Source organism: Bacillus sp. FSL K6-0255 (assembly GCF_045040725.1).
Classification (GTDB): domain Bacteria; phylum Bacillota; class Bacilli; order Bacillales; family Bacillaceae; genus Bacillus; species Bacillus subtilis.
This window is the reverse complement of the sequence record NZ_CP150278.1, coordinates 714,588-739,058: the sequence shown is the minus strand read 5'-3', so window position 1 is coordinate 739,058 and position 24,471 is coordinate 714,588. Positions and strand designations below refer to the sequence as shown.

Genomic DNA, 24,471 nt, shown 5'->3' with positions numbered 1-24,471 from the left:
CCCTCCATAGAAAAAAGCTGATTCGATGCAAAGAATCAGCTGGGATTGTCAAATTGAATCACACGGTATTCATGCGGTCCGACCGCCAGCCTCCCCGCCTTTTCCAAGCGGTGCGTCAACAGATCTGTTCCCGCTTCCGGCAGTGTCACACTTCCTCCTTTTCCATCCATATTCACGATGATCCACACAAGGCCGTTATCGCCTTTGCGCGGGGCAACGATTGTGCCGGGCGTAACATCCGACCGGCTGGAAATAACAGCTTCCTCCGCGTAATGCCTAACGAGCGCTTCCAGCATCGCATCCCCTTCTTTCCCGGATGGAAGCGAGCCCAGCATGACAATTTTCCCCTCGCCGTAATTCCGTTCCGTCAGAAATGCATGGCCCGCCCCCGGTCCTGATTCAACCGTGCCAAGGGTGTTTCCGCTCTCTGTGTCAAACACCGCGCTCCATAGTCCGAGCGGCGCCGTGATGCCAAACGCTTTTCCTGTATTCACGTTCTCATTCATCGGAAAGGTAAACAGTGTTTTGATCCCTGACGTTTTCTCAAGTTCGCCAAGTCCGCAATCGGTATGAATCGTATGCTCGCATGTGCGCCCTCCTGTCAGCGGCCCGGCGATCCAGATGCCGCCCGCTTCAGCGAATGCCGAAGCTTTTTTGATAAATTCAGCAGACAAATACGGCACAAATGGCGTAAACAGCAAGCGGTAGCCGTCCAGCGGAGCGCCTTCCGGAATAAGGTCACGGTGAATCCCCGTGTTGAGAATACGTTCATAAAAATGCGTCACAAGCGAACGATGCCGGAGTCCCCGGTGAGGCTCAGTTTTAATAAATGCTTTTGCTCTGTCAGAGTAAGTCATCGCCGCCTCGGCTTGAACGGGTTCAGTCGATAGAATAATAGGCTCGATTTCCTTTCTTGCCCGCTCAACCGCCAGCACATTTTGGTAGCCGATGGCGGGTTCGCCCCAGGCGCTGAGAACCGAACCGTGGGAAATCTCGCTGCCTGAACGCTGCTGTCGCCATAGCCAGTAGCAAAATCCCTGGCTTCCTAAGGCGTAGGACGATACGGCTTCGGCCTGCAAATACCCGTCTGCGTGCGGGTAAGCGGAGCTTTCAAGCGAGGCGGCATACGACGGACTCGTTTCCAAAATCCAAAACGGGCGCCCCTGTTTCAGATTTCTCCATAAATCACAGTTCAATAAAAAGGCAGAGGCGTTTTCCTGCGAAGCGTACGTGTCATAGGAGGCAAAATCGAGATTCTGAAACATTCGCTCATTGTCCACGCTGAACATGACTGATCCGTTATGCGTGATCGGCGCATCTGAATAGCAGCGGATGATTTTGGCCTGTTCATCCGCAAACGAAGCGATCATCTCCATCGAAAACAGCTGATACATGGTGCTTAGAGAAGCGTGATGCAGAAACGGGGCCGGTCCCGGCTGCGGGACTTGCTCAAACGTCTGATAGGTTTCGCTCCACACATCGGTTCCCCAAGCTTCATTCAAGCGCTCAATCACCCCGTAGCGATTTTTGAGCCAGTCATGCCATAAGCGCAAACATGTCTCACACATGCATTCTGCAACATGGCATTTAAACTCATTGTCTAGCTGCCATCCGATCAGCCCCGGGAGCCGGCCAAGCTCCTTGGCGATGGCTGTGGTGATGATGGCGGCTTTTTTTCGGAAATACGGGTTGTTCGTACAGGCATGCTGACGGGAGCCATGCCCCATGATCTCTCTTTTTTCATTGACATGCATGCGTTCGGGCCGGCCGTGTGAGAACCAAATTGGCGGGGTAGGCGTCGGCGTGCACATAATCGTTTCGATCCCGCTTTCATACAGCCGGGCGATGATTTCTTTGAAAAAACCGACGTCAATTTTTCCTTCTTCAGGTTCCATGACAGACCAGGCAAATTCGCCGATCCGCACAACATTTACGCCAACTTCACGCATGATGTCAATGTCCTGCTGAATCGTCTCTTCATCCCATAATTCCGGATAATAGCAAGCGCCATGATACAGTTTTCTCATCCCATTTTCACCTTTCTTTGATGATCGATTCTGTCAATGGCAGGCCGAGCTCCTTTATGCCTTTTGCCACAAGTTTCGCCATTTCATTTGCGCCTTTTTTTGTAAAATGCGTGTAATCATTAATCCCTTCTGAAATCATAAAATAGGTGTACACTTTTTCCTCGCCCTTCTCAGTAAAGAAAGCGAGACTTTTCTCCATCAGATCAATGAGCTGGACATTCTCCTCTTCAGCCGTCTGCTTCATGGCAATGCAGTAATCAGGAAAATCGTTCAAAAACACGCCGTTTTCGTAATGAAAGCGGGCTACGGGGGTAATGAGAAGCGGATGGGCGCCTTTTTCCCGCGCGCCTGCGATATACTGCTTTAAATATTGTTTATAAGTAGTATAGGGCTCGGTGTAGCGCTCCGGCTTATTTTTTGACGCGTCATTATGGCCCATCTGCACGAACAGCCAATCATCCGGCTCGATCACATCGAGGATTGCCTGAAGCCTGCCCTCCTCCACAAATGTTTTCGAGCTTCTTCCCCCGATCGCTCTGTTGATCACTTGAATATGCTCAGGCAGATGCGAGCCGAGAAACTGCCCCCAGCCCCCTTGATTTGTGCTGTCTCCATACGTTTGAACAGTCGAATCGCCGGCAAGATAAATATGATTTGCCATTTTTTCATTCCTCCTCGTTTTTTCGTTTTATATGACATCAATCATGGACAGCTCTTCCTTTAAAACAGCCGATCGTGTAGCGCCTGAATATTGGCTGGTCCCGCCCGTTGATAAAATCATCTTGTTGCCTGCTTCTTATCCTTAGTCCTCCTACAGCGGCGCCTCCGCTTTACTTCCCGCTATGTACAGGGCGGGCTTCGGCGGTTTTTTCATTCCCGTTCCGAGGTGAAAGCTCGTGTGCGGCGGCTGGTTGTAGGCGGTATTCTGCCAGGCGATCCCGAGCCTGTAAACTGGATCATGCATCAGCGTGTAAAAGCGGTGGCGGGTGAGATGTGTCGTTGTATAGATACGGAGCGCGCTGCTGTCTTCCGTTCTCCATATCACTTCTTCCCGCCAGTCTCCGAACAGGTTGGCCTGAAGAACCGGGTTTCCTTTCGTGCCGTTGTTGGACAGCACGCCGGCCGGCTGAAATATCGTCTTCAGACAGCCGTTTTCAGCATCCCATTTTTCAATCTTTGGCCTGCCGATCGTTCCGTCCCAGTCATGATCAAGCAGTTCTCTGACCAAATCACCGTCCCACCAGATGGCGAAATTGGCTGAAGGGGGCGCTTTGTCGCTGATTTTTTCGCCTTTGCTCGTGAAAAGCCCGTACGACATGCCATCATTGCCCGGCGGATCAATTCCCCAGACGAGCGACCCTTTGTAGCTTGGGTCAATATGAGCCGCCATGCCCCGGCCAACGTCAGTTCCAGCATGGACGCCCCATAATATCTCACCGGTTCCGGCATCTCGCAGTGACAGTCCGTACGGCTTCGTTGCATCCTCATGCACCTGGAACACTTCAAGCCCTTTTCGTGACGGGTCCAGATCCCCTACATGCATCGCGTCTCCGTGCCCGAGCCCCGTTGAGTACAGGCCGGTTCCGTCATGATCGACAGCCATTGCGCCGTATATGATTTCATCTTTTCCGTCTCCGTCGACGTCCGCCACGCTTAAGCTGTGGTTCCCCTGTCCTGCATAGGCTTCATGTCCCGGCTGGTTGGAGTCAAATACCCAGCGTTTTTTGAGCCTTCCGTTTCTGAAATCGTATGCCACGAGCACGGCTCTCGTATAGTAGCCGCGCGCCATTACAAGGCTCGGCCGCTCCCCATCCAAATAAGCGATCCCGGCGAGAAAACGGTCCATCCGGTTTCCATATCCGTCTCCCCAATCCTCCAGCTTGCCGCGGGGCGGTTCATATTCCACGGTCGTGAGCGCCTCACCGGTTTCTCCTTTAAACACGGTCAAATATTCCGGACCGGACAAAATTCTGCCCTGTTCGTTTCTAAAATCGGCCTGCTCATCACCGATGATATGTCCTTTCCCGTCTGTTGTGCCGTCAGCTGTTTTCATGGCGATTTCTGCTTTTCCGTCACCATCCAGGTCATACACCATAAATTGTGTGTAATGAGCACCCGCTCTGATGTTTCTGCCGAGGTTGATGCGCCACAAAAAGGTGCCGTCCAGTTTATAGGCATCTATGAGCACCTCCCCGGTATAACCGTCATGAGCGTTGTCTTTTGAATTGGATGGGTCCCACTTCAGGATCATTTCATATTCTCCATCCCCGTCTATATCCCCGACACTGGCATCATTGGCGCTGTAAGTGTACGGCTTTCCGTCCGGCGCCACACCGCCTTCCGGTTTGGCAAGCGGAACCTCCAGGACATTTTCCTGCCAAACACGAGCTTCCTTGGAAAGCTTTTCTTCCCGTCCTTTATTGACAGCCGCCACTTGATAAACAGAGTCAGCCGTTCCATTTTGATCGAGAAAATTAGTGCTTTCAGCGATTGGATCGCGGGTGATCCGCTTTCCATCTCGATAAAGGTGAAAAGCCGTCGTCTCATGATCCGTGCCGAGAAAACGCCAGCTGACAAACACGCCCTGTTCTGTCTTTACCGCAATCAAACCTCTGGTCAGGTATTCCATTTGCCTCTTTTTTGGTTTCATTTTAATGGGAACGGGCTGCGCGCAGCCCGTTCCTTCCCCCTTTCAGTTAAGGCGTATACATATTCGGTTTTGGCTGTTCCGCCATGCCGTCTCCTAAAAAGAAGCTTGTGTGCGGCGGCTGGTTATAGGCGACATTTTGCCAGGCGATGCCAAGCCGGTACACCGGATCGTGCATCAGCGTATACAGCCTGTGCTCAGTCGGAATGGTCGTCGTGTAAATGCGCAGTGCACTGCTGTCCTCCGTTCTCCACACCACTTCCTCGCGCCAGTCACCGAGCAGATCAGCCTGAAGCGCCGGTGTTGCTTTTGTGCCGTTGTTAGCCGCTGCGCCTGATGCAGTCAGCACATTTTTCGATACGCCGTTTTGATAATCCCACTTATCAATTCGGTTGCTGTCCAGCTGTTCCCGGAGCAGATCGCCGTCCCACCAGATGCCGAAGTTGGTCGAGGACGGAACCCCGCTTCCGATTTTGACCCCTTTCGCCGAGTAAAGAGAACCGTTTGCCCACACCTCCTGTCCCGGATAACGCGGGTCAATATCAGCAGCCATTCCCCGGCCTACATCCTTGCCGGCATAAACGCCCCAAAGGATTTTTCCGGTTGCAGCATCCCGGAAAGATAAGCCGTATTTTGCATTTTTGTCCTCATGTACTTGAAACACCTCAAGCCCCGGCCGTCCCGGATCAAGATCTCCTGTATGGAGGGCATCCCCATGGCCTAAGCCGGTCGAGTACATGCCTTTCCCGTCATGATCAACAGCCGTTGAGCCGAAAATAATCTCATCTTTTCCATCCCCGTCAACGTCCGCGATGCTCATGTTGTGATTCCCCTGTCCGGCAAACGCTTCATTTCCTGACTTTGAGGAGTCCAGCGTCCAAAGCTTTGACAGCTTTCCATCCCTGAAGTTATAGGCAACTAGCATGGTTTTAGCGTAATACCCTCTGGTCATGATCAGGCTCGGCCTCTGTCCATCAAGGTAGGCAATGCCGGCGAGAAAACGGTCAACACGGTTGCCGTAGCTGTCTCCCCAATCCGACACATTGCCGCGCGCCGGTTCAAAATTTGCGGTGACAAGCTCTTTCCCGGTTGAACCTTGAAACACAGTGAGATATTCAGGGCCTGAAAGCACACGCCCCTGTTCATTTCTGTAATCAGCATTGGCATTTCCAATTACTTTGCCCGTGCCGTCTTTTGTCCCGTCTGCCGTTTTCATTGCCACTTCCGCTTTTCCGTCACCATCAAGGTCATACACCATAAACTGGGTGTAGTGCGCGCCCGCTCTGATGTTTTTGCCGAGATTGATCCGCCATAACTTTGTGCCATCCAGTTTATACGCGTCAATCAGCACGTCACCCGTATAGCCATCCTGTGAATTGTCTTTTGAGTTAGACGGGTCCCATTTCAGGATCAGCTCGTATTGCCCGTCACCATCCACATCGCCAACACTTGCGTCATTAGCGCTGTACGTGTAAGCTTCACCCTTTGGCGTCGTGCCGCCAGCCGGTTTATCCAGCGGGACGAAATGATACGGCTGCGCCCATACGGAGGCTTTTTCAGAAGCCGGCTGTTCGGTACCGTTTACAACAGCCCGAACCGTATACGTTGAGCCCGCCGAACCGTTTTTATCCACATAGTTCGTGGTTTTGACAGGCGCAGCATTCAGTTTTTGCCCGTCTCTGTACACATTGAACAAAACAGATGCGTTTTCAGTTCCAAGAAACCGCCAGCTGACAAAAATGCCCCCGTCCGTCTTGACCGCTACAAGCCCCCGGTTCAGCGCTTCCATCTGCCGCGCTGCCCCTTCAGCTTTCACAGGACATACAGAGGTTCCCATCACCAACAAGACCAGCAACGTAACAGCGGTAAACATGCGTTTCCTTCGTGTAATCATCAGACAGCTCCTTCTCATTTATATGTAAGCGCTTACTTAAATTGGATTTTATGCGCTTTGTGAGCTGTCTTCAATTTCACTTTTTTGCATCTGCCTATTTCGGACACTGCACTTTTTTGCGTATTTGTCATTTTTTTGTTACCCGGCTTGATGGTGCTGGGCCTCCGTCTTTTGAAATCCCCTAAGAGCAAAAAACATCAACACAAGCCCAAATAAACACGGGCCGTAAAATGGGATCAGGCCAGGAAGCGTATAAAGCAAATAAAGGACAAATCCGCACCCGATCAGCATACAGCCGGTTGTCAGCGGCCTCATGGCGCCAAACAGCAGTGCCTGCGGTATATATTTGCGAAGCGGGAGCTGGTAATGCACATAAAGGGGAAACACATACATCAGCGCGATGATATACAAAAGCCCTGCAAGCAGCGTGCAGCTTGTTACGGCAAAGGACAGCCAATCTGTACTGGCAGAAAAATAATGATAGTTGGCGGACAATATGAGCAAAAGAGCCGAAAACGCCAATCCGATCGCATTAACCTTGAGAAACTCTTTTTTATAGGTATCGAGAAATAACGGTAATACCGGGACATCCTTTTGCCCCATCAGCCATTTCCTTATAACGGCACACATCGCAGCTGTGCTCGGCGCCCATCCGAAAAGAACGCCGCCCAAAAGTGTAAACAACAGCCACAGCCCGTTGAGCCATGCTATTTTCACCACCGCTTCGCAGCCTGCATAAAGCGCATCCGTTACAGTCGTCTTCATCTTCTCACCGCTTGATGCACGGCAAAATCCCTGTAAGCTGCTTTCATGGGGGCCATCTGCCGGAACCCGATTTTTCCTTTTGTTAACACAGGCCCATATGTGCTGCCGTCGTCCATCCACTCAAGAATGGGCAGACCATTGATTGAAAAGTGCACATAGCCTTTGTCTTTGATCAGCTTCATACGATACGGAGAATCAGCGTCGTCTGGAGAAGGCAGCGGATCGGCCCCCATTGCGGCGAGGTGGAAACCGCGGCTTTTTCTTAAATTGCAGGTGCGGAATGCTCTTTCCTCCGGGTATTTTCTGCGGAAATACGACAGGTGGAGAGCGTTGATGTCCCCCGAATGATACTCGGGGTATTTTCCCGTTCTTTTCTGGAGACTTGGATCAAACAAATCCTCGCCTCCCATTCCCGCAGCAGAAAAAAACAGCATACACAATCCCGGCTGCTCGATCGGAGAGAAGTCCCATGTCACAATGATGCCGTCTGGAAAGGTTTCCGGACACCAAAAGACAAAGTGCGCTTCGTCCTGGACATGTGACAGGTGCAAGCTGTGATCGTCAAATGAGATCTGTCCGCCTCCCTCCATCCGCCAGTCCTTCACATCGCTTTTAGACCGGAGCGGATTGCGGTACAGGCACGCGCCTTCCTTATACATGTTCTTTCCCCTCTCGGCTCACAAGGTGGTCCTTAAGCGGAAGTCCGAGCTCTTCAATGCCTTCTGCCACAAGCTTCGCAACCTCCATTGCACCTTTTTCCGAAAAATGCGTATTGTCCTCAATACCGTGCGGGTAATTCGGATGTTCATTCGGCTGAAACCAAACGAACAATCGCTTCGACTCCTCCGGCCCGTATGCTTCATACAGCACCTTTGTTTTCGCAAGCAGATCAATCACAGGTACATCGAGCTCCTTCGCCAGTGCTTTCATCGCATCGGGATACTCACCGAGGGAATGCTCGATCCGTCCGTTTTCATCAAAGCGGCGGCGCTGCACCGATGTGACGAACACAGGATGCGCGCCCTTTTCGCGTGCCGTATCTGCAAACAAGGTAAGAAACTGCTGAAATGTGGAGTACGGCTTCGTCCCCCGCGGTTTTTGGTCATTGTGGCCGAATTGAATCAACAAATAATCGCCTTGTGTGATGCGTTCGACAATTGCTTGAAGCCTTCCTTCCTCCACAAAAGAATTGGTGCTCGCTCCTCCTTTGGCATGATTGTGCACCACTACCTCTTCAGAAAACAATTGCCCGAATACCTGCCCCCACCCCGCCATCGGCGCTTCATGAGGCGGGCAGTCACTCACAGTGGAATCTCCCGCTAAAAATACTTGAATTGGTTTCTTCATCACATGTTCTCTCCTTTCACGGCGTTTCCTGATACATTTGCCTGAAGACACCCGGCGGCATGCCGACCTGTTTTTTAAAAATCCGGTTGAAGTAATTGTGGCGGTAACCGACTTCTTCTGACACGTCATGAATTTTTTTATTCGTATTGACCAGCAATTCTTTCGCCTTTTCGATTCTGATCTGGGTCACATAATCGATAAAATTAATGCCGGTCACTTGCTTAAATGCCTTGCTTAACGTATAGGAATTCATGCCAAGCGCATCGGCACAGCTTTCCAATGAAATATCCGCCATATACTGTTCGTGAATCATCGCAATCACACGTTCTGCCAGCTGCTTTTGCTGTCTGTTTTTTCTGCCCTCAAGCTTGGAAAGGTAAGGCGTCACCACTACATCCATCAGCCAGGCCGCCGCTTCATTAGGTTCGCGCAATTCTGAAATATCAAGAAACGGGTTCCGATGCTGAAACAGTTCGCTAGGATTGAGCCCGGAATGCAAAATATCCTCCTGAATGCGGGAAAACAGCTGAATCAGGGCGGAATGCACATGCCTGTCTATGGCCGCTTTTTCCGACAGTTCCCTCATACATCCATCTATCAGTTCCTTGGCTTCCTGTTTTCTTTCCAGCCGGATGGCCTGAACAATTTGTTTTTCCAGCTCAAAAGGGTAATAAGGAGCGAACTGCTCATCCTGAGGGAAGTCGGCCTGCAAATCAATGACCTGATCCCGGTTAGCAAACTTCCTGCGGGATTTGCCGCTTTTCACATTCTGAAATAAAGAAGGGATTTCCGTGATACGCTCCGTTTTGCTGCTCAATGTCGAGGTCAGGCATAATCCGGTTACATCTCCAAATTGGCGTGCCAGCTCCGTTATATACACCTTGAGATCAGAGCTGTTTGTTTTCATCACAAGAACGGTGACAGAAAGCCGGTCGATATCAAGTATGGAGAGCTGAAAAACGCGTTTAGCCGCCAATTCCTCAGCGATATTAGTCAGTGTAAACACGGCAAGCTGTTCATCATCGCAACAGAAGATGCTTTTTTCACAACGGAGCCCTGTCACCTGTAGATCAAGCACATGAAACGCGTTTCCGCTGATGTTCCAGCCAGCCTCCTCCATCCGCAATCTGAGGCTTTCCTCGTTGTCATAGTAAAAATCGCCCTGTAAGAGATGCTGCAAAAAACTCTTTTTCATATGGGGCGTCTGACGCAGGAGCTGCTCTTGGAGCTTCCGGCTTTCAAGGGATAGATCCTGCCATCTCTTTTCAATCCACTTGAATTCATCCTGCCCGGACGCCTGCCATGTTTTCTTCTCTCCTCCGGTAAACAAGCCAAGCAAATGCTGAATGGGACGATAGATTTTTTTTGATGCATACCATGTCATGCATACCGCCAAACCGATGCAAATGACCAGCATCACGATGATCACTTTTGATAAAAACACCATCGGCGCTGTAATAGCTGAAAGAGGCGCCGCTGACACAAAGGTCCATTGCTGATGCATCCGGTTCATTTCTCCAAAGGAGACAGAATACACCTTGCCTTCCCATTCCATCTGAAAATGGCCGTTCTCAGCAGGCTGTTTTTTTATCTCTTGAAGTAAAGTCTTTTCAAAATCTTTTTCCCCTTCATGAAACAGCACCTCTTGATTTTGATCTAAAAGCAGCGCACTGCCATCAGGATAGGGGGACAAGCTTTGCAGGATTGATTCCATTTCTTTCGGATCAACCGCCAGCATGATCGCGCCGAACGGTTTCTCCGCCGCGCCCGGAATGAGCTGGATCAGCATCGCTTGATTTCCCGACCGTTTCCAATAAATGCTGTGGTCTGTGGCAAGCAGCGAGCGATACTTGCGAAGGCCCTCTTGTTCTGTCAAAGCGCTGTATTCAGGGCTCAGCACAAGTGGCCGGGGGCTGTTCAGAAAGATGGAAGCCTGCTCGATCAGCGGCTGCTGATCCCGCAAAAGAAACAGCTTTTTCGTTAATTGATAGGAGAACGTATAATCTTTCTCCAAATCCCTCTCGGCCAATCCGTTCATCAGTGAAGAATCGTAGGCCATCTGGGTGAGAGCCAGTTCAAGCACTCCCAGCTTCTCATCCATTCGGCTGACCTCACGCGCCACCTGTGTTTCATGCGATCTCTGCAGCTCTTTCTCCACCTTGTCGATCGAAAGAAAGTAGATTGCGCCGCCAGTCAGCAATCCGGGAATACAGGCAATCAGCAAAATGAAGACAAAGTTTCTTTTGAAATACGTTCCCTTCCAGCGAGAAACCCGTTCCTTCTGTTGAGGCTGTTTTTTCATCCCTTTCCCCCCGCCGCTGTCTTTACTGATACACGCGTTTTTTCGTTTTCAAAACATCAGCAAGAAACGTCAGCGCAAGTCCCTGCCCCCATCCTTGTATTCGTTTGTAAGGCACCTGTTTGTATCCTTCGGCATTTTTCATGACGGCTGTCCCGGCTGATACCTTGCTGACCCGTCCGTCCTCTTCCACCGCATCCAAAATGGCGGCAAGCGATTTCTGCACATATTTTGTATACAGCTTTCCGCTCGACATCAGAGCAGAAGCAATACCCGCTGATGCCGAAACCTCCAGATAAGAATCCGGATCATCCAAAATCGTATGCCACAGCCCTGATTCATCCTGAAGCCGGACAAGCGCGCTCAGCTGGTCTCTGAGCGATCCGTCGATGATCATAAAGGAAGGATGTGTCACCTCAATAAGGGGGAGCGCCTTTGCCATCGTGAGTGCCGCCCAGCCGTTCGCTCTGCCCCAATAAATCCCCGACAGATGATTTTGCGCTTTGTTGTCCCAGGCGTGGTAGTACAAATTCGTGACAGGGTCCTGAAGCACATCCTCATGTCCGTGAAACTGGCGCAGGCCGTCTTCAAAATAATCCTCACGCTCCATGATCCGCCCGATTCTCAGCATAAACAGCCCAGCCATCATCAGCGTATCCGCCCATGCCTGTTCAGGGAATACGTATTCTGCTGCATTCACCGTATGCTGAAGGATACCCTCGCCAAAGCGCGGCGCCTTATGCAGCACATATTCCGCCATTTCGGCCGCTGTTTCCAAATACACGTCATCACCCGTCACCTTGTGGAGGAACAAAAGCGTATGCCCGATGGAAACTCCGTTGATCGAAAGCGGCGGCAGCCCATCCTCCAGCTGTTCATCCACCCACGTTTTTAACAGATTGATATATTCCTCGTTTTCCGTCGCTTCATAGGCCTCCGCCACACCGTAAAACGCGACGCCGCCCGGCCAATCCCACGCAAAATCCATCTGAAATGTCCGTTTCACGATCCGGTCAATAACGGACGTCACCTTTTCATCATCAAAGATAAGCTGTGCCATCTGCAACACTCCTTTTTATTTTAATCCGGTCGTACTGATGCCCTGAACGATATATTTCTGAAACAAAAAGAAAACAAGAATCACAGGCAATAACGAGACGGCCGACATGGCAAACATCGCGCCCCAGTTCGAAGCCGACTCTGTATCGAGAAAAAGCTTCAGCGCAAGTGAAACAGGGTAAAGCTCCGGCTTATTCAAATACAAAAGCGGCTGAATCAGCTCCTCCCACTTCCAATAGAAGGAGAAAATCGCAGACGTCGCAAGCGCGGGGGCAATCAGCGGGAGAATGATCCGCCAAAAGCAGGCAAAGCGCCCGCATCCGTCGATTCGCGCGGCTTCATCCAGCTCCTCGGGAATCGTCCGGATAAACTGGATCATCAGAAAGATAAAAAACGCATGCCCGAAAAATTGCGGAACGACAATTGGTTTAAAGGAATTCAGCCAGTCTAATTTCGCAAACATAATATACTGCGGAATCATCAACACTTCATGAGGCAGCATTAACGTCCCCATCATGCACGCAAACCAAAATTTTTTTCCCTTAAACGGAATACGCGCAAATCCGTACGCAATGACAGCCGATGACAGGACGGCACCGATTGTTGACAGTCCGACAATGATCGCCGAGTTTTTAATAAACGTCAGAAACGGCTGTCCCGCGATACCCTTCCACCCTTCAGCATAGTTACTGAGAATAAAAGGGTCGGGAATGAGAGAATGTGAGGTTGTAAAAATACTGGCGCTTTCTTTAAACGAGCTGACAAACAGCCAAATGACCGGGTACAGCAGCAACACCGCCAGCGTTGCCGTAAAAACATGGAACAGTATGCGTTTGGGACTGACGCGCCCGGCTTTTTTTCTTTCTAAAACCGGGGCTTTTCTGACAGGCTCGTTGACCGGCTCCATCCGTCATTCCTCCTTTGACTCGTAATGAACCCAATATGACGATGTTTTAAACAATATGAGCGTAATCAGCCCGACAATGACAAGCATGACCCACGCCATCGCCGATGCGTAGCCCATTTGAAAATAGTTAAACGCACGCTGGAACAAATAGAGCGAATAGAGAAGTGTCCCGTCAAGCGGCCCGCCCTCGCCCTTCGAAATGATATAGGCAGGTGTAAATGTCATAAAAGCAGAAATCGTCTGCATCACTAGGTTAAAGAAAATAATCGGTGTAAGAATCGGAAGCGTGATCTTGAAGAAACGCTGCACCCGATTTGCCCCATCCACACTTGCCGCTTCCAAATACGAAGACGGAATGTTTTTCAGCCCGGCCAGAAAAATCAGCATTGACGACCCGAACTGCCAGACGGACAGCAGAATCAATGTCCACAGTGCACTTGTCGGATTCTGGTACCAAAGAATTTTTTGATCAATCCCGACAAAAAACAGCAGCGCATTGATGACCCCGTCATTGCCAAAAATATTGCGCCACATAATCGCCACGGCGACGCTCCCGCCGATGATCGAAGGCAGATAAAAGAGCGTTCTGTAAATGGCCGTTCCTTTTGCTGCATTGTTTAAAATGACAGCGATAAAAAGCGCGAAGCCGAGGCGGAGCGGAACCCCGGCAAGCACATACGTAAATGTCACCTTCAGAGACTGCCAATACTTTTCGTCACCCGTAAACATTTCCTTAAAGTTGTCGAGCCCGATCCATTTCGGCGCCGTAAACAAGTCATAGCTCGTGAAGGACAGAAACAGGGACGCCCCCATCGGGATCACCGTAAAGCATAGGAACCCGATGATAAACGGAGAAATAAAAGCATATCCCGCCAGATTGTCTTTTCTTATACTCCGGCTTTTTTTCATTGCGTCAGCCCCATTTCCCGTCAATTATTCCTCTCTAATATCTCATTGGCCTTTTTTCGGAACGTTTTGGCGGCTTTTTCCGGCGATACCTTCTGATACAGAATCTGATCTGACGTATCCTTCAGCAGCTTGATGACCTCCGCGCTTCCCACAGGCTCTGGCGGATCGGCTTTGCTGATGTTTTTTGACGCGGTTTCTACATACTCCACGATGTTGGCTTCTTCCTCATTCAGCTTCGGTTTAATCGCATCCGCCACCTTGTCGGAGACTGGAACGCCTCGCTCGCCTTTAATCAGCTGGTTCGCTTCCTCATTATTCACGAAGAAATTAATAAATTTCGCTGCCTCTTTTTTATGCTCAGAGCTTTTCGGAATGGAAAACAGCATACTCGGCTTCAATGTCAGCGCCTTTTCCTTCATTTGCTCCGGCGGCAGATAGAGAGACAGCGGCGAGTCTGTCAGCCGGGCAAAGCCCAAATATTGATTGGAGTAGTTCCATGTAATCGCTGATTTGCCTTTGACGATAAAATCGTCTTCCATCCCTTTAATCTGTGCGCTTTCATCAGGTGTTGGGGACGTTTTCGCTTTCACCAGCCTCAGCTGCCGTTCAAAGTAATCGACAAACATCTGATCATCTTGATACGCGAGGCCAGTGCCGTCTTCTTTATAAAAGCGCTCACCCTTTGTGCGCAAATAATAAGGGAAGAAAATATCAGGCGGATGCATTCCGTTGGAACCGTAGACACCGGCTTTTTCCTGAAGATCATACGCCAGCTTCTCGTAATCCTCCCACGTCCAGTTTTCCTGATTGATAGACACACCGGCTTTTTTCAGCAAATCTTCATTGGCAATCACAGACAGCACGTTGACACCTAGCGTAAATCCATAAAGCTTATTGTCGATTTTTCCGCCCGACAGCATATTCTCGTCGATTGAACTGACGTCAATCGTCCCATCCTTTGTATACGGCGTTAAATCTTCCAGCTGGTTCTTCTTTCCGTATTGGGCTAAGTAAGCGGTATCCATTTGAATGACATCAGGAAGCTGGCCGGCGGCAGACATGGGCGCAAGCTTTTTCCAGTAGTCATCCCAGTTCGCAAATTCCGCTTCAATATGGACGTGAGGATTCTTTTTCTCGTAAAGTTCAATTACCTTTGTTGTATAATCATGCCTTGGCTGCCCGCCCCACCACGCGATTCTGAGCGTAATGTCTTCTTTTTTCCCCGATGCCTCTTCGCCCACAGAACATCCGCTGAAAATAAAGACACAGACAAGCGATAACAGAACGTAACAAATCTTCTTCAAACCAATCCCCCCTTTAATGTAAGTGCTTACATTTTATTTTAAAGCGTTCGGATAAGGCGAAACACTCAAAAAACAGTGGCGAAAGTCAAAAAAACAGAGATGGCTATCCTGCGGAAGCGCCTCCCTGTTTTCTTCTGAATTCTGACGGTGTCAGACCGGTATATTTTTTAAAAACAAGACTGAAATACTTCGGATTATCGCCAAACCCGATTTCTTCAGCAATTTCTGATACACTCGCATCCCGCCTCATTTTCATCTGTTTTATCGCATGTTCAAGACGCACTCGTGTAACATATTGTGAAAATTTCTCGCCTGTTTCCTGCTTAAATAACTTCCCGAGATAATCAGGATTCATAAACAGCATATCCTTCGCCGCCCATTTTAAGGACAGATTCGGATTTCCGAGCTCGTCGGCAATAAGCCTGATCATTTTTGAAATCACTGCGCTCCCATGCAGGTCACCAGACGCTTCAGCTGTGTCACGAAACAGCTGCCCCGCGTGCCGGAGTTCTCCCGCCTGACTGATGGCCATCTTGCGGTCCGCAAAAACCTTCGCCGCCTTTTCAGCGGCGTTCTCCTCTACGGCGAGCACTGTCCATTCTCCGCTGCTGCAAACCGCTGTCAGTGCCGATCCGAGTGCCTCTCTGGCTACAGCATCAATAGATTGTTCCCCTTTTAAGATCAAGAGGCGGATCTTTTTTCCGGCAAGTGAAGGCGGCGGAGACAACTGGGCTACACCTGCGATCAAGCCTTCCAAGTATTGATCGGCTGCAAAGGAACGGATATGGTCCAGCTCGTGTTTCAGATGGGCTGTTTTCTTTTTGTGCACATCTTGCCGCTTCAGCTCAGCAATGATTTCCTCCAGCGAGCTGATAATCTGCTGTTCATTGCAGGGTTTCAGCAAATAATGCTTCACCCCATATTTCATGGCTTCCTTTGCGTACTCAAACTCTCCAAACCCGGACAGGACGATAAATTGCACCGACGGACTGATGGCTGACACCTTTTTGATCAACTCAAGCCCGTCCATGCCGGGCATTTTGACGTCTGTGATGACGATATGCGGCTGCTTATGTACAATCTTTTCATATGCTTCATGTCCGTTCTGCGCTTTACCGATCAATGAGGCGCCAAGCGACTCCCACTCAATGATTCCTGCCATTCCATCAAGGATAATCCTCTCATCATCAGCCAGCAGTATTTTATACATCACACCACCTCATTTCGGCACGGTATTGTGATCACAATCCTCGTCCCCTTTTCATGCTCACTATGAATCCGCAAGCCGTATGGCTCTCCGAATGTCAGGCTGATGCGCTCGCGAATATTCCAAAGTCCGATTCCTCTTCCGCCCGTTGATTCAAGAATCCGTCCATCCATGCCAGGGCCGTTATCTTCGACCGTAATACAGACACATTCCTTTGCCTTTTTCGCCTGAATCCGGATGGCGCATGGCCTTGTAAAGGGTTCAAGCGCGTATTGAATCGCATTTTCCGCAAGCGGCTGGAGCGTCAGTTTCGGAATGAGGCAATGCTTCACCTCATCGTCAATATCCAACGTGAAATTCAGGCGCTCTTCAAATCGAAATCGCTGAATGGTCATATAGTGACGTAAAATGTCCGCCTCCTCCTGTATGGTCACGATATCCTTTTTCATATGTATGCTGTTTCTCAGAAGAAAACCGAGCGATTCCACCATTTTTGAGATTTGCTTTTGCTGATTCGCCTTGGCCAGCCAATTGATGGACTCGAGCGTGTTATATAAAAAATGCGGATTGATCTGGGCTTGCAGTGCTTTCAATTCGGTTTCTTTAATGATGAGCTGTTTTTCCACATTTTCTTCCATCAGCTCATTAATCCGTTTCATCATGACAGTAAAATGACGGTTCAGCATGCCGGCCTCATCCTGTGTATGTTCCGGCAGAGAAAGCGACACACCTGCTTCAATGCCGCCGTGCTGTACCGATTTCATCGCGGTCACAAGCTGTTCAATCGGCTCCGTGATGCTGTTGGCGATTTTCCTTCCGAAAAGCAAAACCACACAGAAAAAGAGGAGAAAGCATGTGCCGATCACTGTTTTCATAAAGGAAATTTTCGCGAACATCTGATCAAAGGGGATAACGTTATAGTAGCTCCAATTTTGGTAGGATGATTGAAGATAAGAAATAAAGTAACGTTTGCCATTCTTTTTTATCAAGTCATAACCGGGGTGCTTCAGCGTCTCTTTTGCTGCCTCAGGAACATGCGCTGATGCATGTGCCGTATACACCAAATTCCCGCCTTGGTCAGCAATCATAATGTCTCCGACTGAATCGCCCCAATCCTTCGGCACATCACGAATCATTTGTTTTACATTGACTTGGATCAGCACCATGCCCAAGCCGTTCAGACTCAGCTGGTGATAGGACCTGATCTGCCGTGCTGAAATCAGGACAGGATCTGACCCGCCGAGCGTCATCCAAAGATTTCTTCCATTTTTCGCTTTCGCTCGCTTAAATACCTCTTCCTGCTCCTGCTGCAAAAGATCTGAAGAACTGCTTCCGGCTGAATACTCTGAGCCGCGGGCATCAATCAAATGAATGGAATCGATGTACTTTTCATCACTGGCATATCCCGCAAGCTGATCCCAAAGCTCCTGCTTCATTTGATATTGATCATACGTATCATCCCGATTTTGCATGCTCAGGATGCGCTGAATCTGTTCGTCTGTAATGATTTCATATGACACATCCTCTATCTTCTTCAGCTCGTCTTCGATCCTTTCAGAAGACATGCGAAGCACCTCCGAGGACTTGCGGTAAATCTGCTCATCATACACATGAAAGGCATACTGGACCCCGCTGTATACAAATAGAAAGGATACGGCCATAATCAACGATAGAAACACAAACAGCTTATCCTTAATCTTCATCCGCCTGTACCAGCCAGCAACTCTTTTCTTCATGCCGCCTTTTCTTTCTCCTGCCGCTGATCCATTGACCGAAACGCTTTAAAGGACAGCTTCGTTAAGATCAGGCTGAGTAAACTTCCGCTGAAAAACAATAGAAACGTGACATGAAACAGAACGAGACAAAGCACACCGACAGCGCCCGCTGCCATCAAAAGTGTCACCGCCGGACGGCTGAAAGCAATCAAAAAGCTGATGCTCAGCACCTCTCTGATTTTTACGTCAAAATGAGAAAATACCGGGAACACATACAGCACAACAAACGCGAAAATCAAACTAATGCTCAGGAATACATTGACGAGCACAGGCTGGTCCATCTGAGCCGCTATCCGCATATCCGCAAACAGAAACAGGGCAGCCGTCACAACGATAAGCCCGAGGATCTGTGATGCCCGCCATTCCTTTTTAAACGTCCGAAAAAAGACAGAAAACACCGGGGCATCTGTATTCCCCTTCGCCCATTCTCTCGCCACTGTAAACATCGCGGCAGTAGCGGGCATCAGCCCAAACACAACCAGGCCTGCAAGAGAAAACAAAATCCAAAGCACATTCAAATAGGCCAATCTCATCACCCACGTACAAAAACGATTCAGCCCATTTGTCACACTGTGTATCATCAACATCACCTTCCTGCTTCGGAAAACGCTTTCATTTTAAAGTAATATGTATTTCTCCTTTCGAAAGAAAATTCCTGCCGGTCTGTGAAAATTTCGACATGATGAGAGACGGCAGCAGCCTTATCTTTTCCTGTAACGCCGGATGGCATTATCGATCAAATATCCGGCAATGGCTCCGAAAATGACATTGAATCCAAGCATTCCGAGCGCAGCCCCTTCCCAGCCGCGTACATACACGAGGCTCTACCAGATCAGAAACACACCAAGGACGATCAGCCCGGCCAACATCCATTCCGGCCGACTTTTGTCAGGAAATCTCATCCGCATCAAAACGGATACGCCAGCAAACAGACAAGCCGTCACGATCCCTGTCACAAATAATATTGCCCACACATCGCCTGCCCTCCCTTTTAGAAAAAGACAAAAAAGCCCCCTGCAAAGGACGCTTATTCTGCCGTAATCTCTTTCTCAAACAAATGATATCCGGACGCATCAGCACCCATGAATTCATATCCCATACGCCGATAAAAGGAATGCAGGGCGTCGCTATCAGCGACACAGTCAAGCCGGATCCGCGTTTTTTCCGGAAAGTGTATGCCCGTCTCCGCCCATTGAAGGACGCGGGCTCCAAGCCCCTGTCCCGCAAACCGGCGGCTTACTGCGAGGCGATGCAAATAAATGGACTCCTCATGCCCATCGTCTCCCCAAAGCGCCCGGTCCCACTCGCTCGGTTCAGGCAGCAGCATCACGACAGCCGCAAGCTCTTCATCTTTTTTAAACACAAACACATGTCCCTTTTCAATTGACCCCGTGATATCATGTATATCTTGCCCTTTTAGAAGTCCGCTCCATTGGTTAGAACCCCGATCCCGGAGCCATTCAGCTGTTCGGACGAGCAACCCGGTAATCGATTCTGCATCCTCATAGACGGCCGGACACGCGTAAAATCCATCTGCAATCGTTTCGTTCTCAATCTTAAAAGCTGACATAAAGGCCTCCCAATCAAAAAGTAAGCTTGCACACACACCTTGATTATAATGCAGACCAAACTGCAAAAACAGACCATTTTCTCTGTATGTAAAAGGGTGTATGAAAGAGAGGCCAATCTGCCTATTAGAAAATCTTCTTTTTATCCCGTTCTTCTTTTAAAATTTCAACCGCTTCTCTGAAGCGCATAGAGTGTACGATTTCACGCTCACGCAAAAAACGCAGGGAATCGTTTAAATCAGGATCATCCGAAATATCAATCAGCCATTGATACGTCGCCCGCGCCTTTTCTTCTGCGGCAATATCTTCGTATAAATCGGCAATCGGATCGCCCTTCGCTTGGATATAGCTCGCGGTAAACGGCACGCCCGCCGCATTATGATAAAAAAGCGCGCTGTCGTGATTGACGTAATGATCGCCAAGCCCAGCTTCACGCAGCTGCTCCGGTGTGGCGTCTTTTGTTAACTTATAGACCATGGTCGCAATCATTTCCAAATGGGCAAACTCCTCCGTGCCGATATCTGTTAAAAGGCCGATGACCTTATCAGGAATCGTATAACGCTGGTTCAAATACCGGAGAGCTGCGGCCAGCTCGCCGTCCGCTCCGCCATACTGCTCAATCAAATACTTCGCCAGCGTCGGGTTGCACGTACTGACCTTGACAGGGTATTGCAGCTTCTTTTCATACACCCACATTCAGGCATTCCTCCTTATACTTGCCACGGCCATGGCCCTTTTCCCCAATCCCAATCCTTGCCCGCGGGGCTGTTGCCGAACTGCAGAAGCGGTCCGTAAGAGGATTCGAACTGTCTTTTTAAGTGCCTTGAATAGCCGGAATATTGATTGAATTGCTTCAACGCATCTTCATCATGAGGATGTGTATTTAAATAAAGACTCAGCTCAACAAGCACAAAATCAGCAGCCTGTATTTGCTCTAGCTGACGATAATATTCGGCGTCAACCTTTTTTGCCATGTGCGTCTCCCCCTCGATAAGGGTTTTCATAAAAATCATAGAGATCCTTCCAAAGGGTGCCTTTCCTCAAAGCCTCCATCGGCGAAAACTGCTCCATGTGCTCAGGCTGAAAGGTCATATAAAGGTTAGGGGGCGTTCTGTAATATTTCTTCCCTATGGGCGGACAGGGATCAAAACGGCTGTGAAAGGGCGTATATGATTTGACAGGCGTAAACGGCTGCATATCCTTCATTCCGGCTCCTCCTTTCTCAAAAACAATGACCTTAATAGGTATGAGGCAGGAGGCATGATTATGACTAAAACACGACTTAGCTTTTTCAATAAGAAGACCTTCGAAAGCGCCGAAGGTCTTCTAGACTATTCAGTCCAAAATGAGGTCAGTGTTTCCAATATGCAGCATGAGCAGCCGCAAACTCTGACAGCGAACGAGGTTCTTTTCCCGTCACACGCTTCACTGTATCCGTTACCCGATGTTCCGCACCATGGCTGATTGCCTCATCAAGCTTCGCCATAAAATGGGCATAATCCGCGGGCAAACCTCCTGCCTCCATTTTATGCTGCAGCTCGGAACGAGAAATGCTGACATGCTCCACCCGGCGTCCCGCCGCAGCTCCAATGATCTCCGCCGCTTCGGCATAGCTCAGCGCCTCGGGACCTGTCAGAATATGATGTGTTTGATGAGGAACATCATCAATCAAAGCCCTGACGGCTGTTTCTGCGATGTCATCAGCGTCAATAAACCCAAGTTTTCCTTCACCCGAAGCCGTTGTGATGCGCCCCTCCGTTTGAATAGACATGCGATGCTGGACATTGATGAAATTTTGCATAAAGTATGAGGGCCGCAGCACCGTCCATTCTGGAAACTCGCGCACTGCCTGGTGAAGCGCGCCAAACACGGGACCGTTCTCGGAGACAACAGACGCACTTTGCATCACTACCCGCTTTGCGCCGAGACGCTTTGCTTCCTTTAAAAAGGGAAGCACATAGGGAGCCGGATCAAGTACACCAACCGGAGCAACAAGATAGATGTCTTTTACCTGTTCTAGAGCAGGCGTAAAACTGGAGGCATCCTTCCAATCAAAATACACATACTCCGCACTTGCAAGCGCGCCCTTTTTTCGGCTTGCAATACGCACTCTGTATCCCAGCTTTATTAAACGGCTGGCAATTCGGCTGCCGACTGTGCCAGTCCCGCCCGTGATTAAAATCGGATTCTGTTTCATCGTTTTCCACTCTCCTCTGTTTGCAAAAATGATCCTCCAAAGGCCTCTTTTACAACAAGCGGATTCCAATAATCCTTATAACGCACAATGCGGCCATCTCTCGTTTCGATGACACTGATATAACTTTGGCGATAAGGCAGCCCAGTCTCAACCACATGGCCGTCACATTGAAACTCCGCAATCATCGTATTCGTATCTGCTGAACGGTACACTGTCGGAGCGGTAAATGAAGAAAGATGGATCTGCTTAGGATAATCCTTAATATAATCGTAAATGGCCGCTTTTCCTTCTATTCTTTTTGGTGATCCCTCCGGCGCATAAGGGAACTCAAATACAGCATTCTCATCCCAAAGCTCCGTCCAGCTCTTCATGTCCTTCTCAAGCATATAAGCCATAAACTTTCTCAATGTTTCACATGCTTTTTCAAATTCATTCATCAACATTCATCATCACCTCATTTTTATTTCTAGACTATTCAGTCCGAAAAATACATACATGGGCAAAGAATCCTTTACCACATGTTAATCAAGCACTGATAAACTCACGTCAACATGGTCCTGAAGCCGATCCATATCAGCCGTCACTTTCGCAACAAATGTCAGAGACAGCCTGCTTTGATTCAGGTACCGGGCAAGCGCAGATATATCAGTATCTTCGCCATTCAATTCTCCTTGGTCCTTCGCTCTTAAAAGCGCCTGATAAAAAGCGTCCTCAAGCTGCTTGGATTGTCTTTCAAAATACCGGGCAAGCTCAGGGTCATGCGGGATCTGTTCAATCGCGCTGTTAATAATGTAGCACGCCTTCGCCCGTTCCGGATCCCTCAGGGCATTGACACCCTCCTGAAAAATATCACGAATGGCTTCCTTTACAGATCCTGGCGCTTCAAGCCTTTCCATAACGGCAGCGTTTTTCCCTTCAAGATACGATTTCACAGCGGACAAAAACAAATCACGCTTCGTTCCATACGTATCATACAAACTTTGGCGCGCAATGCCTAAATGAGAGAGCAGATCCTGAAGAGACGTTCCTTCGTAGCCATACTCTCCAAAAACCTCTATCGCCCTGTGAAGAACAAGCGCCGTATCAAATTCTTTATTCCTCCCCAAAAAATGATCACCTCCTGAAACAAATGTTACCATTTTCCAGACTGAACAGTCAAGAAAAAAGCTAAAAAAACACTCTTGATCTGCAAGAGTGTCCTCTTTTTATCATCATCTTCTTTATTTATAACCGTCTTTTCCCCAGTGGCCCATATGGTGATGATGGTGGCCATAATGACCATCATGATGATGGTGATGATTATCCTTTCCAACATGGTGATGATGGTGATGAAGATTATCTTTTCCATCATGATGATGGTGATAATAGTGGTGATGGCCATCATTTTCATGGTGCATGTTCGGATAACTTACAGTTCCCGGAGAGCCTCCATAGCCGCCGCTTGGGTAACCGCCGGATCCTCCGTACGTTCCATATCCCGGATAGCCGCCGACTCCTCCATGTATGCCGTGATCTGGGTAGCCTTGCATGCCATAGCCCGGGTGGCCTCCATACATGCCATAGCCCGGATAGCCTGTGCTTTGCATGCCATAGCCCGGGTGGCCAATACCAAAGCCCTGATAATGACCAAAACCAGGTCCGCCATACATATGTCTTGTATCAGTCATATTCACTCTCTCCTTCACATAGGTTACAGTCCAGAGTATGAGAATATCTTATAGATCGTATAGGCGGCCGCCTACATACAGCTAAAACAATTTCCGGGACAAAAAAAGCAGGCCATAACAGCCTGCTCACTCCTTACTCACCTAAATCAACGTTATGATATACCTGCTGAACATCTTCCAAATCTTCTAATGCATCAATCAATTTTTCAAACTGTTCCTTTGCATCATCCGGAAGCGTTACTTCACTTTGCGCAAGCATTGTCAGCTCCGCTACTGTAAATTCCTCGACACCCGCGTTTTTAAACGCCTCTTGCACCGCATGGAATTGATCAGGCTCAGCATATACGATCACGCTGTCGTCCTCTTCTAAAATGTCACGTACATCAACATCCGCTTCCATCAGGATTTCAAGCGCTTCGTCAGCAGTTTTGCCTTCCACACCGATTACAGCCGTCGCGTCAAACATGTAAGCAACAGATCCGCTCACACCCATGTTTCCGCCGTTTTTCCCGAACGCCGCACGCACTTCCGGCGCCGTACGGTTTACATTATTCGTCAGCGCATCAACGATAATCATTGATCCGTTCGGCCCGAAGCCCTCATAACGAAGCTCATCGTAATTCTCTTCCGCTCCGCCCTTCGCCTTCTCGATCGCACGTTCAATGATGTTTTTCGGCACGCTGTAAGTCTTCGCACGCTCAAGCACAACCTTCAGCGCCTGGTTGGACTCCGGATCAGGCTCGCCCTGTTTCGCCGCCACATAAATCTCACGGCCAAACTTCGCATAAATCCGACTCGTATTTGCGTCCTTAGACGCCTTCTTCTCTTTAATATTGTTCCACTTACGGCCCATGATGTTCCACTCTCTTTCATATATATCAATCTAAATACTGTTATTC

Annotated in this window: 23 protein-coding genes and 2 pseudogenes; all 25 read right to left on the bottom strand. The window is 49.2% G+C overall.

The genetic code is table 11. The annotated features are described in order from the left end of the window. Nucleotides 1-35: 35 nt before the first annotated feature. The 25 genes and pseudogenes from yesZ to MHB62_RS03655 all read right to left on the bottom strand — a co-directional run bounded on the left by yesZ (nucleotide 36) and on the right by MHB62_RS03655 (nucleotide 24,425). On the bottom strand, nucleotides 36-2,027 hold the full coding sequence (yesZ, locus tag MHB62_RS03775; RefSeq protein ID WP_003233811.1) for a beta-galactosidase YesZ: 1,992 nt from the start codon (nucleotides 2,025-2,027) through the stop codon (nucleotides 36-38). Between the two features lie 7 nt (nucleotides 2,028-2,034). Beyond that, on the bottom strand, nucleotides 2,035-2,688 hold the full coding sequence (locus MHB62_RS03770) for a rhamnogalacturonan acetylesterase (protein ID WP_003233813.1): 654 nt from the start codon (nucleotides 2,686-2,688) through the stop codon (nucleotides 2,035-2,037). 150 nt (nucleotides 2,689-2,838) lie between these two features. Further along, complete coding sequence (gene rhgX / locus MHB62_RS03765; RefSeq protein ID WP_050496390.1) at nucleotides 2,839-4,677, bottom strand: rhamnogalacturonan exolyase; 1,839 nt, start codon at nucleotides 4,675-4,677, stop codon at nucleotides 2,839-2,841. A gap of 46 nt (nucleotides 4,678-4,723) precedes the next feature. Next, complete coding sequence (gene rhgW / locus MHB62_RS03760; RefSeq protein ID WP_080010605.1) at nucleotides 4,724-6,586, bottom strand: rhamnogalacturonan lyase; 1,863 nt, start codon at nucleotides 6,584-6,586, stop codon at nucleotides 4,724-4,726. A gap of 120 nt (nucleotides 6,587-6,706) precedes the next feature. Further along, nucleotides 6,707-7,333, bottom strand: a complete 627-nt coding sequence (locus MHB62_RS03755) for a YesL family protein (RefSeq protein WP_019712814.1) — start codon at nucleotides 7,331-7,333, stop codon at nucleotides 6,707-6,709. Further along, on the bottom strand, nucleotides 7,330-7,992 hold the full coding sequence (locus MHB62_RS03750; protein WP_019712813.1) for a YesU family protein: 663 nt from the start codon (nucleotides 7,990-7,992) through the stop codon (nucleotides 7,330-7,332). The genes MHB62_RS03755 and MHB62_RS03750 overlap by 4 nt, the downstream gene beginning before the upstream one ends. Beyond that, a complete protein-coding gene (gene rhgT / locus MHB62_RS03745; protein ID WP_080015531.1) occupies nucleotides 7,985-8,683 on the bottom strand; it encodes a rhamnogalacturonan acetylesterase in 699 nt (232 codons plus the stop codon). The genes MHB62_RS03750 and rhgT overlap by 8 nt, the downstream gene beginning before the upstream one ends. Before the next feature lie 13 nt (nucleotides 8,684-8,696). After that, nucleotides 8,697-10,982 (bottom strand): transcriptional regulator YesS, encoded by a 2,286-nt coding sequence (gene yesS / locus MHB62_RS03740; protein ID WP_019712811.1) that lies wholly within the window; start codon nucleotides 10,980-10,982, stop codon nucleotides 8,697-8,699. A gap of 22 nt (nucleotides 10,983-11,004) precedes the next feature. Then, entirely contained in the window at nucleotides 11,005-12,039 is a 1,035-nt protein-coding gene (gene yesR / locus MHB62_RS03735; protein WP_019712810.1) for a rhamnogalacturonyl hydrolase YesR, read from the bottom strand. 15 nt (nucleotides 12,040-12,054) lie between these two features. Continuing rightward, complete coding sequence (locus MHB62_RS03730; protein WP_015252615.1) at nucleotides 12,055-12,945, bottom strand: carbohydrate ABC transporter permease; 891 nt, start codon at nucleotides 12,943-12,945, stop codon at nucleotides 12,055-12,057. Between the two features lie 3 nt (nucleotides 12,946-12,948). Next, nucleotides 12,949-13,878 (bottom strand): carbohydrate ABC transporter permease, encoded by a 930-nt coding sequence (locus MHB62_RS03725; protein WP_003233835.1) that lies wholly within the window; start codon nucleotides 13,876-13,878, stop codon nucleotides 12,949-12,951. After that, complete coding sequence (locus MHB62_RS03720; protein ID WP_015715472.1) at nucleotides 13,875-15,158, bottom strand: ABC transporter substrate-binding protein; 1,284 nt, start codon at nucleotides 15,156-15,158, stop codon at nucleotides 13,875-13,877. Before MHB62_RS03720 ends, MHB62_RS03725 begins: the two co-directional genes overlap by 4 nt. A gap of 103 nt (nucleotides 15,159-15,261) precedes the next feature. Beyond that, a complete protein-coding gene (gene yesN / locus MHB62_RS03715; protein ID WP_019712809.1) occupies nucleotides 15,262-16,368 on the bottom strand; it encodes a two-component system response regulator YesN in 1,107 nt (368 codons plus the stop codon). Next, on the bottom strand, nucleotides 16,368-18,101 hold the full coding sequence (yesM, locus tag MHB62_RS03710) for a two-component system sensor histidine kinase YesM (RefSeq protein WP_019712808.1): 1,734 nt from the start codon (nucleotides 18,099-18,101) through the stop codon (nucleotides 16,368-16,370). The genes yesN and yesM overlap by 1 nt, the downstream gene beginning before the upstream one ends. Then, nucleotides 18,098-18,727 carry a YesL family protein gene (locus MHB62_RS03705; protein WP_019712807.1) on the bottom strand — a complete coding sequence of 210 codons (630 nt, stop codon included), beginning with the start codon at nucleotides 18,725-18,727 and terminating at the stop codon, nucleotides 18,098-18,100. The genes yesM and MHB62_RS03705 overlap by 4 nt, the downstream gene beginning before the upstream one ends. A gap of 114 nt (nucleotides 18,728-18,841) precedes the next feature. Then, nucleotides 18,842-19,145 (bottom strand): annotated as a pseudogene (locus MHB62_RS03700) (YesK-like family protein). Nucleotides 19,146-19,167: 22 nt separating this feature from the next. Next, on the bottom strand, nucleotides 19,168-19,710 hold the full coding sequence (locus MHB62_RS03695; RefSeq protein WP_019712805.1) for a GNAT family N-acetyltransferase: 543 nt from the start codon (nucleotides 19,708-19,710) through the stop codon (nucleotides 19,168-19,170). Between the two features lie 124 nt (nucleotides 19,711-19,834). After that, nucleotides 19,835-20,404, bottom strand: coding sequence for a spore coat protein CotJC (cotJC, locus tag MHB62_RS03690; protein ID WP_003233850.1), 570 nt, complete (start codon nucleotides 20,402-20,404; stop codon nucleotides 19,835-19,837). A 14-nt stretch (nucleotides 20,405-20,418) separates the two neighbouring features. Continuing rightward, nucleotides 20,419-20,682: a spore coat protein CotJB gene (gene cotJB, locus MHB62_RS03685; protein WP_003219491.1), complete on the bottom strand. Its 264-nt coding sequence runs from the start codon at nucleotides 20,680-20,682 to the stop codon at nucleotides 20,419-20,421. Continuing rightward, nucleotides 20,666-20,914, bottom strand: a complete 249-nt coding sequence (cotJA, locus tag MHB62_RS03680) for a spore coat-associated protein CotJA (protein ID WP_003219489.1) — start codon at nucleotides 20,912-20,914, stop codon at nucleotides 20,666-20,668. Before cotJA ends, cotJB begins: the two co-directional genes overlap by 17 nt. Nucleotides 20,915-21,039: 125 nt before the next feature. Next, nucleotides 21,040-21,905: pseudogene (locus tag MHB62_RS03675) on the bottom strand (NAD-dependent epimerase/dehydratase family protein). Further along, nucleotides 21,902-22,348 (bottom strand): nuclear transport factor 2 family protein, encoded by a 447-nt coding sequence (locus tag MHB62_RS03670; protein WP_032722988.1) that lies wholly within the window; start codon nucleotides 22,346-22,348, stop codon nucleotides 21,902-21,904. The pseudogene MHB62_RS03675 and the gene MHB62_RS03670 overlap by 4 nt, the downstream one beginning before the upstream one ends. 78 nt (nucleotides 22,349-22,426) lie before the next feature. Further along, the gene (locus tag MHB62_RS03665; protein WP_032722987.1) at nucleotides 22,427-23,011 is read right to left on the bottom strand and encodes a TetR/AcrR family transcriptional regulator; all 585 of its coding nucleotides are present in this window, start codon (nucleotides 23,009-23,011) and stop codon (nucleotides 22,427-22,429) included. A 114-nt stretch (nucleotides 23,012-23,125) separates the two neighbouring features. Beyond that, on the bottom strand, nucleotides 23,126-23,572 hold the full coding sequence (yeeK, locus tag MHB62_RS03660; protein ID WP_015715466.1) for a spore coat protein YeeK: 447 nt from the start codon (nucleotides 23,570-23,572) through the stop codon (nucleotides 23,126-23,128). Between the two features lie 133 nt (nucleotides 23,573-23,705). Beyond that, nucleotides 23,706-24,425: a YebC/PmpR family DNA-binding transcriptional regulator gene (locus MHB62_RS03655; RefSeq protein ID WP_003233863.1), complete on the bottom strand. Its 720-nt coding sequence runs from the start codon at nucleotides 24,423-24,425 to the stop codon at nucleotides 23,706-23,708. Nucleotides 24,426-24,471 lie beyond the last annotated feature (46 nt).